Source organism: Thiomonas sp. FB-Cd, from assembly GCF_000733775.1.
Lineage (GTDB): Bacteria > Pseudomonadota > Gammaproteobacteria > Burkholderiales > Burkholderiaceae_C > Thiomonas_A.
In genome coordinates, this window is the sequence record NZ_JPOE01000002.1 from 797,657 (window position 1) to 810,469 (window position 12,813).

14 protein-coding genes and 2 pseudogenes are annotated in these 12,813 nt (G+C 62.6%); 7 read left to right on the forward strand and 9 right to left on the reverse strand.

Annotation, left to right across the window (positions count from 1 at the left end):
* Positions 1-121 precede the first annotated feature (121 nt).
* From CD04_RS0103900 to CD04_RS0103910, 3 genes are read left to right on the forward strand one after another with little or no spacing between them, the layout of a single operon-like run.
* Positions 122-445 (forward strand): YqjD family protein, encoded by a 324-nt coding sequence (locus CD04_RS0103900; RefSeq protein ID WP_031404483.1) that lies wholly within the window; start codon positions 122-124, stop codon positions 443-445.
* Positions 446-453: 8 nt separating this feature from the next.
* A complete protein-coding gene (locus CD04_RS0103905) occupies positions 454-843 on the forward strand; it encodes a phage holin family protein (RefSeq protein ID WP_031404484.1) in 390 nt (129 codons plus the stop codon).
* Positions 833-1,165, forward strand: coding sequence for a YqjK family protein (locus CD04_RS0103910; protein ID WP_031404485.1), 333 nt, complete (start codon positions 833-835; stop codon positions 1,163-1,165). The genes CD04_RS0103905 and CD04_RS0103910 overlap by 11 nt, the downstream gene beginning before the upstream one ends.
* 66 nt (positions 1,166-1,231) lie before the next feature.
* On the opposite strand, the gene moaE is transcribed toward CD04_RS0103910, so the two are convergent.
* Genes moaE through CD04_RS0103945 form a run of 7 tightly spaced genes read right to left on the reverse strand, consistent with a single transcriptional unit; the run spans position 1,232 to position 7,813 of the window.
* Complete coding sequence (moaE, locus tag CD04_RS0103915; RefSeq protein ID WP_031404486.1) at positions 1,232-1,750, reverse strand: molybdopterin synthase catalytic subunit MoaE; 519 nt, start codon at positions 1,748-1,750, stop codon at positions 1,232-1,234.
* Positions 1,751-1,782: 32 nt separating this feature from the next.
* A complete protein-coding gene (gene moaD / locus CD04_RS0103920) occupies positions 1,783-2,040 on the reverse strand; it encodes a molybdopterin converting factor subunit 1 (RefSeq protein WP_031404487.1) in 258 nt (85 codons plus the stop codon).
* A 4-nt stretch (positions 2,041-2,044) separates the two neighbouring features.
* Entirely contained in the window at positions 2,045-3,271 is a 1,227-nt protein-coding gene (glp, locus tag CD04_RS0103925; RefSeq protein WP_031404488.1) for a gephyrin-like molybdotransferase Glp, read from the reverse strand.
* Positions 3,255-3,809, reverse strand: coding sequence for a molybdopterin-guanine dinucleotide biosynthesis protein B (mobB, locus tag CD04_RS0103930; protein WP_031404489.1), 555 nt, complete (start codon positions 3,807-3,809; stop codon positions 3,255-3,257). The genes glp and mobB overlap by 17 nt, the downstream gene beginning before the upstream one ends.
* Complete coding sequence (gene thrC / locus CD04_RS0103935; protein WP_031404490.1) at positions 3,802-5,220, reverse strand: threonine synthase; 1,419 nt, start codon at positions 5,218-5,220, stop codon at positions 3,802-3,804. Before thrC ends, mobB begins: the two co-directional genes overlap by 8 nt.
* Entirely contained in the window at positions 5,220-6,530 is a 1,311-nt protein-coding gene (locus CD04_RS0103940; RefSeq protein WP_031404491.1) for a homoserine dehydrogenase, read from the reverse strand. Before CD04_RS0103940 ends, thrC begins: the two co-directional genes overlap by 1 nt.
* A 50-nt stretch (positions 6,531-6,580) precedes the next feature.
* On the reverse strand, positions 6,581-7,813 hold the full coding sequence (locus tag CD04_RS0103945) for a pyridoxal phosphate-dependent aminotransferase (RefSeq protein WP_031404492.1): 1,233 nt from the start codon (positions 7,811-7,813) through the stop codon (positions 6,581-6,583).
* A gap of 142 nt (positions 7,814-7,955) precedes the next feature.
* Here CD04_RS0103945 and CD04_RS0103950 point away from each other — a divergent pair, with 142 nt between their 5' ends.
* From CD04_RS0103950 to CD04_RS25165, 4 genes and pseudogenes are all read left to right on the forward strand, one after another.
* Positions 7,956-8,357 carry an Mth938-like domain-containing protein gene (locus tag CD04_RS0103950; protein ID WP_031404493.1) on the forward strand — a complete coding sequence of 134 codons (402 nt, stop codon included), beginning with the start codon at positions 7,956-7,958 and terminating at the stop codon, positions 8,355-8,357.
* Positions 8,358-8,490: 133 nt separating this feature from the next.
* Positions 8,491-8,955, forward strand: a complete 465-nt coding sequence (locus tag CD04_RS0103955; RefSeq protein ID WP_031404494.1) for a peroxiredoxin — start codon at positions 8,491-8,493, stop codon at positions 8,953-8,955.
* 350 nt (positions 8,956-9,305) lie between these two features.
* Positions 9,306-9,878 (forward strand): annotated as a pseudogene (locus CD04_RS25160) (PIN domain-containing protein); the annotation flags it as partial.
* A 315-nt stretch (positions 9,879-10,193) separates the two neighbouring features.
* Positions 10,194-10,832, forward strand: a pseudogene (locus CD04_RS25165) (PhoH family protein); the annotation flags it as partial.
* A 41-nt stretch (positions 10,833-10,873) separates the two neighbouring features.
* Here CD04_RS25165 and dnaB read toward each other — a convergent pair.
* Entirely contained in the window at positions 10,874-12,238 is a 1,365-nt protein-coding gene (gene dnaB / locus CD04_RS0103970) for a replicative DNA helicase (protein ID WP_031404496.1), read from the reverse strand.
* A 106-nt stretch (positions 12,239-12,344) separates the two neighbouring features.
* A complete protein-coding gene (rplI, locus tag CD04_RS0103975; RefSeq protein ID WP_031404497.1) occupies positions 12,345-12,797 on the reverse strand; it encodes a 50S ribosomal protein L9 in 453 nt (150 codons plus the stop codon).
* Positions 12,798-12,813: the final 16 nt, after the last annotated feature.

Consider the following 12,813-nt stretch of genomic DNA (forward strand, 5'->3'; position numbering starts at 1 on the left):
GCACAATGACCGGTAACATGCTGTATCAGCGGAATGCACTGCGGACCAAGCTTCACTAAAGTGCTAGCAATGCAGCATCGCCTTTCTTCGATGAAGGTTCTAACCCCAAGGAGTCTCAAAAATGGCCAAAATCGCAACCAATGCCGCGTCAACCGCTACCGATCGGCTCGTGACCGAGCTCAAGGAGATCGCCTCGGACGCAGAGGAGCTTTTGCGCCTGACGGCGGGTCAGGCGGGTGACAAGATTGCTGACGTGCGCACCCGTCTGGGGCAGAGCCTGTCCAGCGTCAAGGGCCAGCTTGCGCAGTTCGAGGCCGAGATGCTTCAGCGTGGCAAGGAGGTGGCTCGTGCAACCGACGAATACGTGCATGACAACCCGTGGAAGGCCATCGGCGCCTCAGCCGGTGTCGCCTTCCTTTTGGGCCTGCTCATCGGGCGTCGCTGATCCACGCCGTGGCTGATCCATCCACACCGAGCTGGGCCGGGGGCTTGCGGTCTCGACTCGACACCCTGCTTGGTGCCGCACAGACGCGGCTGGAGCTCATTACTGTCGAGTTGCAGGAAGAGAAACTGCGACTGGCGCGGCTTCTCTTCATGACCGTGTTGACCGCGCTTTTCCTGGGCTTTGCCGCCGTATTTGCGGCGGTTTGGATCACTGTGGGCCTGTGGGACGGCCATCGTCTGCTCGCCCTTGGACTGAGCACGGCGCTGTTCGTCGTGCTTGGCATCGCGTGCGCCACCGTCGCTGCCCGGACCATGGCCGCTGGCAGCGGCCTGTTTGCAGCCAGCCTCGCCGAACTGCATCGTGATCGCCAGGCTTTGCGGGCGCGAGATGAGCCCTGAATTCGTCGCGCTGGCCCTGCGCAAGCAGCGCTTGCAGATGCATGCTGCCCAACAGCGCAAGGCCTGCCTCGAGGTGCTCAGCGACGTGGAAACAGTCGCGTCGCGCGTGGAGTACCTGCAATCGCGCGTGCAAATGCTGGGCCAAGCGCTGCGCCGTCACGCCTGGGTTCTGGCGCTGGCGGGCGTGGCCTTGCTTGTCGTGCGGCCCCGCGGCATGGTGAGCTGGCTGCAACGTGGCTGGCTGGTCTATCTCGGCACGAGACGGGCGCGCAAGGCGTTCGCTGCCGCCTTGGCGGCTATGCGCAATCTCGCCGCTGGCTGAAGCAAATTTTCGCCTTGCGCTGGCTTGATCGCCGGCGCGACGCTCCGGGTTTTGCGCGGTCGGGGGTCAATCCCCCCGGGGCGGCGCGGTGTTCGAGGCTTCGATGCCCCAGCGGGCCAGGGCAGCGTCATCCGCCTCGCGCGCATCCACCCACTGTGTGCCCTGCGCGGTTGTCTCCTTTTTCCAGAACGGTGCCTGGGTTTTGAGGTAGTCCATGAGGAATGCGCAGGCCTCGAAGGCTGCATGCCGGTGCGCGCAAGCGACGGCGACGAACACGATGGGATCGCCTGGCTGTAACCGACCGATGCGGTGGATCACCGTGGCAGCCTGCAATGGCCAGCGTTCGTGCGCCTCGCGCACCATGCGCAGGATGCTTTGCTCGGTCATGCCCGGATAGTGCTCCAGCTCCAGCGCCTGCACCGCTTGCTGGCCCGTTTGCAACGACGCCGCGTTGTGGTCGCGGCATATCCCTTCAAAACTGGCAAGGGCCCCGATATCCGTGCGCCCGGCACGCATCTTGCGCAGCTCCTCACAGGTATCGAACACCTCGTGTTGAATACGGATCGTGGGCTCAAAGGCTTGCATGGCGGATACGGTTCGTGTGCTTCGGTAGCGGATCAGCCGCCCGTGACCGGCGGAAAGAAGGCCACTTCGCGCCCAGGCACAATCGGTGTTTCCGCCTCACCCATCATGTGATCGCAGGCCATGCGCAGCGGCTTGTCGCCGGCAAGCGCCACTGCGTGCCGCGAACTGCGCTGGGCCAGCCAGACCCGCACCTCGCCCAGAGTGCGCAAATGCTCGGGCAATTCGACTGTTTCGTTGCCCTGGCCGAGGGCTTCGCGCACGCTGGCAAAGTAGCGGATCGTCGTTTGCATGGATTCAGCTCAAGAGGCTGGAGAATGGGATAAAGGATACCGTGTCGCCGGCTTGGAAGGCCCGGTCAGGGGGGTTATCCACAAGCCCGTCGCCCCACACCGTGGAGGTGAGTACGGCGGAATTTTGATTGGCAAACAGCTCCACGCGTGCGTCATCCGTCAGCCGGGCGCGGAGAAACTCGCGGCGACGATCGGCGCGTAGCCAATTGGAGGCACTGGGCAGGTGCAGCACTGGGGGGGCGAGGCGGGTCGCGCCCTGTAGAGCAAGCAGGAATGGCCGCACGAACACGACAAAGGTGACGAAGCTCGACACCGGGTTGCCTGGCAATCCGATAAAGTGCGCACTTCCCGTGGTCTTGCGCCGCACCGAGCCAAACGCCAGCGGCTTGCCAGGCTTCATGGCAATTTGCCACAGATTGAGCTCGCCAAGCGCCTGCACAGCAGGCTTGACGTGGTCTTCCCCGCCGACCGAAACCCCGCCTGACGTCAGCACAAGATCATGCTCGTGTGCCGCGCTTTGGATGGCTTCGCAGGTGGCGTCCAGTCGGTCGGGTATCTGGCCCAGGTCGGTGATCTTGCAGCCCAGGCCTTGCAGAAGACCAGTCAGCAAAAACCGGTTGCTGTTATAGATCGCGCCGGGCCGCAGCGGCGTGCCCGGCATGGTGAGCTCGTCACCGGTCGAAAGCAGGGCCACGCGCGGATGGCGCGCCACGCGAAGGTCGCTCACGCCCACGGATGCGGCCTGGCCCAGATCCTGGGGGCGTAGCCGGTGGCCGGCGTGCAAAACGGTGCTTCCACGCTGCACGTCGCAACCCTGTGGGCGCACCCACTCGCCTGGTGCGGGCACGTGCTGAATCAGAACGTGATCCCCATCGGCCACGCACTGCTCCTGCATCACCACGGCATCGGCACCGTCAGGGATGAGTGCCCCGGTGAAGATACGCGCCGCTTCACCTGGTTTGAGCGGCTTGCCCACGTGTCCGGCGGCAATGCGCTGGGCGACCTTCAGACGCGCACCCGGCGATCCGATGTCGGCGCAGCGTACGGCGTAGCCATCCATCTGCGTGTTGGCGGCAGGCGGTACGTCGATCGGGCTTTGCACCGGTTCAGCCAGAACCCGCCCGAGCGCGTGCATGGTCGGGACCGACTCCTCCGGTCCACGGCCAGTGGCGGCCTGCAGGAGCACGCGCAGGACTGCATCCACATCCATCAACTCAACGGGCTTGTTCATGAGCAAAGGCAAAGAGGGACTCGTTGGACAGCAGCCAATCCGCCACGGTATCCGGGCGATTGATGTCCAGCAGCGCGGCTGCTGTGGGTACGGGCAGTTGGGTGGGTTCGTCGGTGGCAATGGCCAGAATCTGGGGATCAGCAGGGTAGCGCACCGGTTTGCCGGCAGCCGGGCGCCAGACTTCGATTTTAGGGATCTGCGCGTCCTTGAACCCTTCGACAAGAACCCAATCCACCGCTTGCAGCATGGGAAGAAGCCCGGACACCGTGTGCTCGACCGGTTCGAGGGATTCACGTTGCAAGGCGACCAGATGGGCCGATGCCACCAACACCTCGTGCGCCCCAGCCTTGCGGTGACGCCAGGAATCCTTGCCCGGGTAGTCAATGTCGAACTGGTGATGCGCGTGTTTGATCACGGAGACCGTCTTGCCTGCAATGCGCAGATGGCCAACGAGCTGCTCCACCAGAGTGGTCTTGCCGCTCCCGGAGTAGCCAGCGAAACCGACCACATGCGCCGTGGGCCGCTGCTCCTCAGCCATGGCCCATGGTGTGTTCGGCGATGTAGTCCTTGAGCGCTTCCACATCCGCAGGCATCACGACGAAGCGCTGGGGTCTTTGCTCCAGATCCTGCGTGGCTGGCGGACGCGGCGGCGTCTGGCCGATGGCCTCCTGGATGGTGTCGGAGAACTTGGCCGGCAATGCGGTTTCCACCACCAGCATCGGCACGTCGTGTTCCAGATGGTCGCGTGCCACGGCCACGCCATCGGCCGTGTGCGGATCAATCATCACCCCGCTGTGATCCCAGACCGCACGGATCGTTTTCAGCCGCAAGGCGTGGTCGCTGCTTCCGGAAACAATCTCGGCCTGCATGCGCGCAAACGCGGGGTCCTGCGACAGGTCGAAGTAGCCTTTTTCGCCCAGATCCCGGGTGAACAAGGCGCGCGTGCGCGCGGCGTCGCGCCCCAGCAGGTCGAACACATAGCGCTCGAAGTTGGACGCTTTGGAAATGTCCATCGACGGGCTGGACGTGTGGTGGGTCTGCGCCGGGCTGCGCGGGCGGTACACGCCCGTGCGGAAGAACTCGTCGAGCACGTTGTTCTCGTTCGTCGCCAGCACCAGCTTGTGAATGGGTAGCCCCATTTGCTTCGCCACGTGCGCTGCCAGGATATTCCCGAAATTTCCCGACGGCACGGCAAAGCTCACCGGCTCGCCGATGCGCTGCACTGTGCGCAGGTAGCCGGCAAAGTAGTACACCACCTGGGCGACGACTCGCGCCCAGTTGATCGAGTTGATGGTGCCGATGTGATGACGGCGCTTGAAGTCCAGGTCCCCCGACACGGCCTTGACCATGTCCTGGCAGGTGTCGAACACATCCTGCACGGCAATGTTGTGAATATTGGCGTCGTTCAGGCTGTACATCTGCGCGGTCTGGAATGCGCTCATCTTGCCAAATGGCGAGAGCATGAATACCCGGATCCCACGGCGCCCACGCATGGCATATTCGGCAGCACTGCCGGTGTCACCCGAGGTCGCGCCCAGAATGTTGAGCTCATGTCCGCTTTGTGCCAATGCGTGTTCGAACAGCCGCCCGAGCAGTTGCATGGCCATGTCCTTGAACGCCAGCGTCGGTCCCTCGGACACGCCAAGCAAGCTGATGTGCGCATCGATCGGCTTGATGCGCACGATATCGGCGCTGCCAAACGCCTGCGCCGTGTACGTTGCATGCACAAGGGCGCGCAGGGTGGCGGCATCCAGGGGATGCGTATAGGGCCTCAGGATCTCGAATGCGAGATCCGCGTAGGGCATGGCCTGAAGGCGCCGCAGCTCGTCGCTCCCCAATCGCGGGTAATGCGCGGGCAGATATAGGCCGCCATCGGGCGCCAGGCCCTCGAGCAGAATCTCATCGAAGCTGCGTTGCGCGGACTCGCCGCGTGTGCTGAGGTAGTGCATCAGCGCAACTCCTCCTTGCGCAGGCGCACGATGGGCGCCAGCACACTATCCAAGGCCTGGATGCGGTCCTGGGCGTTGTTCATGCGGGACTCCTCGGTTTCGTGCGTGAGCAAGATCACGTCGGTGTGCTGGTCGTTCTCGCCCGAGGGGCGCTGCAGCAGCGCATCGATGGACATTTGGTTCTCGGCCAAAATATGGGTGATCTCCGCCAGCACGCCCGCCTCATCGCGGACGTGGATCCGAAGGTAGTAGGCTGTGTGGATGCTGTCCATGGGCAAAATGGGCGTATCGGCCAAGGCACCAGGCTGAAACGCAAGATGCGGAACGCGGTGCTCCGGGTCTGCGGTGTGGAGGCGCGTGACATCGACCAGATCGGCAATGACACTCGACGCAGTGGGCTCGGCACCCGCGCCCTTGCCGTAGTACAGCGTGGCGCCTACCGCGTCGCCTTGTACCACGACGGCGTTCATCGCCCCTTCCACGTTGGCCAGCAAGCGCGTGGCCGGGATCAGCGTGGGGTGCACACGCAGCTCGATGCCTGCAGGCGTGCGGCGTGTGATGCCCAGCAACTTGATGCGATAGCCCAGCTGCTCCGCGTAGCGGATATCGGCGCCCTGCAGCTTGGTGATGCCCTCGATATAGACCTTGTCAAACTGGACCGGCACACCGAAGGCAATGGCGCACAGGAGCGTGATCTTGTGCGCCGCGTCGATGCCCTCGATATCAAAGGTCGGGTCGGCCTCGGCATAGCCCAGACGCTGCGCCTCGCGCAACACGGTGTCGAAATCCAGGCCCTTGCTGCGCATCTCCGACAGGATGAAGTTGGTTGTGCCATTGATGATGCCGGCCACCCACTCGATGCGATTCGCAGCCAGGCCCTCGCGCAAGGCCTTGATGATCGGAATGCCACCGGCCACTGCGGCTTCGAACGCGACCATCACGCCATGTTCCTGGGCAGCAGCAAAGATGGCGTTGCCGTGCAGCGCAAGCAAGGCCTTGTTCGCGGTGACCACATGTTTGCCCGCGGCGATCGCAGCAAGCACGAGCTGACGCGCCGGCTCGATGCCACCCATCAGCTCAACCACGATGTCGATGTCGGGGCGCGTGGCCAGGGCCATGAAATCCTGCGTAATGGGCGAGCGGTTGCCCAGGGCCTTACGTGCCTTCTCGGGATCGCGCGCAGCTACGGCCACCACCTCCATGCCGCGTCCGGCGCGACGGCGCAGTTCCTCCTGATTGCGCTCGAGCACCTTGACGACGCCCGAAGCAACCGTGCCAGCGCCCAGCAGGGCGATTCGTATGGGATTCATTCGTCTGATTGAGTAGGGAAAAACCTGCGGCGCGGGGCGCACGCAGGCGGTCAGGCCGCCACCAAGACGCGTTTGCGCTGATGGTCGAGAAAGCGGGCGATGCGTCCAATGGCCTCGGTCAAATCGTCGGCATTGGGCAAGAAGACCAGACGGAAGTGGTCCGGCTTCGGCCAGTTGAAGCCTGTGCCTTGCACAATCAGGACCTTTTCCTCCGCCAGCAAGTCATAGGCGAACTGCTGGTCGTCGGTGATGGGGTAGAACTTCGGATCCAACCGGGGAAACATGTACAGCGCGGCCTTGGGCTTGACCACGCTCAGGCCGGGAATTTGGGTCAGCAAGTCATAGGCCAAATCGCGCTGTTTGGTCAAACGCCCATGCGGCGCCACAAGATCCTTGATGCTTTGGTAGCCGCCAAGCGCGGTCTGGATGGCGAGCTGACCGGGTGTGTTGGCACAAAGGCGCATCGAAGCCAGCATGGACAAGCCCTCGATGTAGTCGCGTGCGTGGCGCTTGTGTCCTGAGACCACCATCCACCCCGAGCGATAACCGCAAGAGCGGTAGTTCTTGGACAGGCCGTTGAAGGTGATGAACAGCACGTCATCGGCCAGTGACGCAATGCTCGTGTGCGTATTGCCGTCGTACAGGGTCTTGTCGTAGATTTCGTCGGCGAAGATGATGAGATCGTGCTGGCGCGCGACCTCCACCAGTTCGAGCAGCAGCTCGGGCGGGTAGAGGGCGCCGGTAGGGTTGTTGGGGTTGATGACCACCAGCGCCTTGGTGTTGGGCGTGATCTTTTTGCGGATGTCGGCGATGTCGGGGTACCAGTCCGATTGTTCGTCACAGATGTAATGCACAGGCCGCCCGCCCGAGAGTGAGACGGCTGCGGTGTACAGCGGGTAGTCGGGTGCGGGAATCAGCACTTCGTCCCCGTCATTGAGCAGGGCATTCATGCTCATGTTGATGAGCTCGGAGGCGCCGTTGCCAATGAACACGTCGTCAATGCTCACGCCAGCAATGCCCTTTTCCTGCGTGTAATGCACGATGGCCTTGCGCGGAGCAAAGAGGCCCTTGGAGTCGGTGTAGCCGGCGGCTTGCGGCAGATTGCGGATCATGTCTTGCACGATCTCGTCGGGTGGATCGAACCCAAACACGGCCAGATTGCCAATATTGAGTTTGATGATCCGCTGGCCGTCTTCCTCCATCTGCCGCGCTTTATCCAGCACAGGCCCGCGGATGTCATAACAGACATCGGCCAATTTGTTCGATTTCCGAAATTCCCGCACACTTGCCTCCAGTGGCACCATGCCTGCAAGACCGCACCGCATCCGAACGCCCCGCCTGGCGACCGGAGGGACGAACCCTATAATTTACCGCGTTTGTGCATGGCAACCCGCGCAACCGCTATCCAGGCCGACCCCGCCTTCCATGAAGCTCCAACCCGACTCCAACCAGGCCCTGTTCACCATCTCTGCGCAGGGGCCCGGTTTCGTGGAAGTCAACCGGGTGCGCTATCTCCAGGGGGTCTGTCTGGCATCGGACACGGCACCGGAGCCCTGGGGCTGCGACGGATTCGGCGCCCTCACCGCGGCCGATTTCGAACGTCTGCTCGCGCTGCAACCCGAAATCGTCATCATTGGCACAGGCCACCGTCAACGTTTTCCCCATCCATCGCTGTTGCAGGCGCTCATATCGCAGGGTGTGGGCTTTGAATCGATGAACACGGCTGCCGCGTGTCGCACCTACAACATTCTTGCAGGTGAAGGCCGGCGGGTGGTCGCTGCCCTGGTTGTTGACCCCCGAGATGCCACCGTCAACGCGGATTTGTAACTTGAGTTGCTAAAATGCTCGGTGGTGTTTGACGGGTGTCTCGGCAAGCCAGGGCGCCTTGCCCTGTGCGCGACAACTCTTGGCCTCCAAGCCAACTGTTGTCCACATGTACGGCCCGCTATCAGGAGACTTCATGGCTTTGGTGCTTAATAAGGTTGTTCCGGATTTCGAGGCTACGGCCACGAGCGAAATCAAATTCAGCCCGAAAAATTATCTGGGTAAGAAACTCATTCTGTACTTCTACCCCAAGGATCTGACCCCGGGATGCACGACAGAAGCCATGCAGTTTCGAGACCTCTACGCAGAGTTTGAGAAGGCGGGTGCGGTCATTTTCGGTGTGTCGCGGGACAATCTCGTGTCGCACGACCGTTTCCGGGCCCATCTCGAGCTGCCCTTCGACCTCATTGCGGATACGGAAGAAAAGCTTTGCCACATGTTTGGTGTGGTAAAAAACAAGATCATGTACGGTAAGAAGGTCAAGGGGATCGAGCGCAGCACGTTCCTGGTCGATGCCGACGGCGTGTTGCGTCAGGAGTGGCGCGGCGTGAAGGTCGCCGGCCATGTGGAAGACGTGCTCGAAGCCGTTCGCACGCTTTGAACGCGGCATGCCCCCGCTCTGACCGTGCTGCGCTTGGCGCGGAGCACGGGGGCCTGCCTCGATTCGCCTCTCACCCCTGCGCCAACCGCTCGCCAGCCTCGCCCGAGCGGCGGAAGTTGTCCATTTGGCATTCCCGATCGCGCTGAAACTCCTGGCCTGCGCCCGGCACCCTCCCCACGCCTAACCTCATGCCCCTGCCCAAACCTCCTTCCAAGCTTGGCTCCCTGCTGAAGGCCGGCGTGACGCCTGCCGAACCGCAGGGTTCGCGCGAGCGGCCACAAGCAAGGCGCGCCGCCGTGGGTCCTGCCACGCCCACCGTCAAGCCTCAGCACGCTCGCCCGGCGCGAGCAATGGCTGTGTCCCCTGCGCAACCCGAGCAAAGGCCCGCTGCTGCATCGGCATCCGAGGCCGTTGTGTCCGCCCCGGCTCAAAAGCCAACGGTGCCGCGCAAATCGGCAAAACGCGCAACCGCCCCGGCACACGCTGTGGCGAAGCTCTTTGTGCTCGACACGAATGTGCTGATGCACGACCCGACGTCGCTGTTCCGTTTCGACGAACACGACGTGTATTTGCCGATGATCACGCTCGAGGAGTTGGACGGCCACAAAAAGGGCATGTCCGAGGTCGCCCGCAATGCACGCCAGGCCAGCCGGGAACTTGACGCGCTGGTCGCTGGGGTCGAGGGCGGGATCGAACTCGGGATCCGGCTCGATCACAGCGGGCATCGAGAGGCACGCGGGCGTTTGTTTTTCCAAACCAAGGCGCACGACGTGCGGCTGCCCGAGGCCCTGCCCCAAGGCAAGGCCGACAACCAGATTCTTGCCGTTCTGCAGGCGCTGACCTCGCTGCATCCGGAGCGACCCGTGGTGCTGGTGTCCAAAGACATCAACATGCGGGTGAAAGCCCGCGCGCTGGGTTTGCATGCCGAAGACTATGCAAACGACAAGACCCTCGACGATGCTGACCTGCTGTACACGGGGCTCTTGCCCCTGCCCGCGGACTTCTGGGAGCAGCAGGCGCAATCCGTGGAAAGCTGGCAGCAAGGCGGGCAGCCGTTTTACCGCCTGCAGGGTCCCCTGGTGTCGGCCATGCTGGTCAACCAGGCCGTGTATTGGGAGTCGCCCAGCGCGACGCCGCTGTACGCACGCGTCAAGGAAATCCGGGCGTCAACCGCCGTGTTGCAGGTGGTGCGCGATTTCACCCACCCCAAGAACGGGGTTTGGGGCGTGACGGCGCGCAATCGCGAGCAGAATTTCGCGCTCAACCTGCTTCTGGATCCGGAAGTCGATTTCGTCACCCTGACCGGCCAGGCCGGGACAGGCAAGACCCTGCTGGCGTTGGCAGCGGGCCTGCACCAGGTGCTGGAAGATCGGCGGTACAACGAGATCATCATCACACGGGTGACGGTGCCCGTGGGCGAGGACATCGGCTATCTGCCGGGCACGGAAGAAGAAAAAATGTCGCCGTGGATGGGGGCGCTGGACGACAACCTTGAGGTTCTCAACCAGTCCGGCGGCGCTTCGCAGGGTGGCGAATGGGGGCGTGCTGCAACGCAGGAACTGATTCGCTCGAAGATCAAGATCAAGAGCCTGAATTTCATGCGGGGGCGCACGTTTCTGAACAAGTTCCTCATCATCGACGAAGCGCAGAACCTTACGCCCAAACAGATGAAAACCCTGGTCACGCGCGCAGGCCCGGGTACCAAGATTATCTGCATGGGCAATCTTGCGCAGATCGACACGCCCTATCTCACCGAAGGCAGCTCAGGTCTGACCTATGTGGTCGACCGCTTCAAGGGTTGGAAGCACGCGGGCCACATCAGCTTGGCGCGCGGGGAGCGCAGCCGCTTGGCGGACTACGCCACGGAAATTCTCTGATCGGAAGCTGGCTCGCGCGCGACCACGGCGCCGAGCCGGGTTCAGAACTCGCGCGCCAGATTCTCGAAGCGGGTGAGCTGACGCAGGAAAGCCAGATTGACGGTGCCAATGGGCCCGTTCCGCTGCTTGCCGATGATGATTTCCGCCACGCCCTGGTCTTTGGAGTCCTTGTTGTAGACCTCGTCGCGGTAGATGAACAGGATGACGTCGGCGTCCTGTTCGATGGCTCCCGACTCCCGTAGATCACTCATCACCGGACGACGGTCGGTGCGTTTTTCCAGGTCCCGGTTGAGCTGTGACAGGGCGATGACGGGACACTGCAGTTCCTTGGCCAGCGCTTTGAGCGAGCGCGAGATTTCGGAGATTTCCGTGGCCCGGTTCTCGCCGTCGCGCGATGAGCTCATGAGCTGAAGGTAATCCACCACGATCAGGCCAAGCTTGCCACACTGACGTGCCAAACGCCGCGAGCGTGCTCGTACCTCAAGCGGGTTGAGCGCGGGCGATTCGTCAATATGAATTTGCACGTCATCGAGCCGCTCGATGGTCTCGGGAAGGCGCGACCACTCATCCTCGGTGAGTTGGCCCGTGCGCAGATGCGACTGATCGATGCGCCCCAGCGACCCCACGATTCGGAGCACGAGCTGCGAGGCCCCCATTTCCATACTGAATACAGCCACCGGCAGCTGCTCGTTTACGGCCACATGCTCGGCGATGTTGATCGCAAAGGACGTCTTGCCCATTGATGGGCGCCCTGCGATGATGACCAGATCCCCCGCCTGCATGCCGGCGGTCATGCGGTCAAGGTCGGCAAAGCCGGTAGCCACTCCGGTGATCTCGGAGCCGCCGTGCTCGGAAAGTTCTTCGACGCGTACAAGCAACTCACCCAGCAGCTGCTTCATGGGTTGAAAGCCCGCCTTCCCGCGCGCGCCATCCTCGGAAATGGCGAAGATGCGGGACTCGGCCTCGTCCAGGATTTGCTGCACAGCCCTGCCCTGGGGACTGAGGGCACTTTGCGCAATTTCGTCGCTGACCGTCACAAGGTTGCGCAAAATGGCACGCTCGCGGACGATTTCGGCGTACCGCCGGATGTTGGCAGCGCTGGGCACACTCTGGGCCAACGCATTCAGATAGACCAGTCCGCCACAGGCTTCAGCCTGCCCGTGCAGCTGCAAAGCCTCGAGCACCGTGATGACGTCGGCCGGCTTGGTGCCCTGGATGAGGTCGCTGATGGCCTGATAGATCAGGCGGTGTTCGTGCCGGTAGAAGAAATTGACATGCAGGATGTCAGCGATGCGATCAAACGCCTGGTTGTCGAGCAGCAGACCGCCGAGTACCGATTGCTCTGCCTCCGCAGAGTGCGGCGGGGTGCGCAAACCCTCGATTACAGGATCCATCAAAGCAGACATGAGAATGAGCTTAGCAGCGAGACCATGTTGTCGAAAACCGGCAACGAGTTGCCGAGATGAAAAAGCCGCGCATGAGCGCGGCTTTCGTCAAAGAGGCTGACCGCGCTCAGACGTGCTCACCGAGCACCGACACCGTGATGGGCACTGTCACGTCGGTGGTCAGCGCCACGTCCAGGTTGTGGTCGCCCACAGTCTTGAGCGGGCCTGTGGGCATGCGCACAGCGGACTTGGGCACGTCGAAGCCGAGTTTAACCAATGCCTGAGCGATGTCATGGTTGGTGACCGAACCGAACAGGCGGCCATCAACACCGGCCTTTTGCACGAGTTGCACGGTCAGGCCTTCCATTTTCAGGGCCATGGCTTGGGCGGCTGCGAGTTTTTCCGCAGCCAGCTTTTCGAGTTCGGCACGCTTGAGTTCGAATTCGCGCATGGCCTGGGCCGTGGCGGTACGCGCCTTGCGCTGAGGGATCAGGTAGTTGCGGCCGTAACCGTCCTTGACCTTGACCACATCCCCGAGATTGCCGAGGTTGGCCACTTTTTCGAGCAGGATGACTTGCATGAGATGTCCTTTGCTA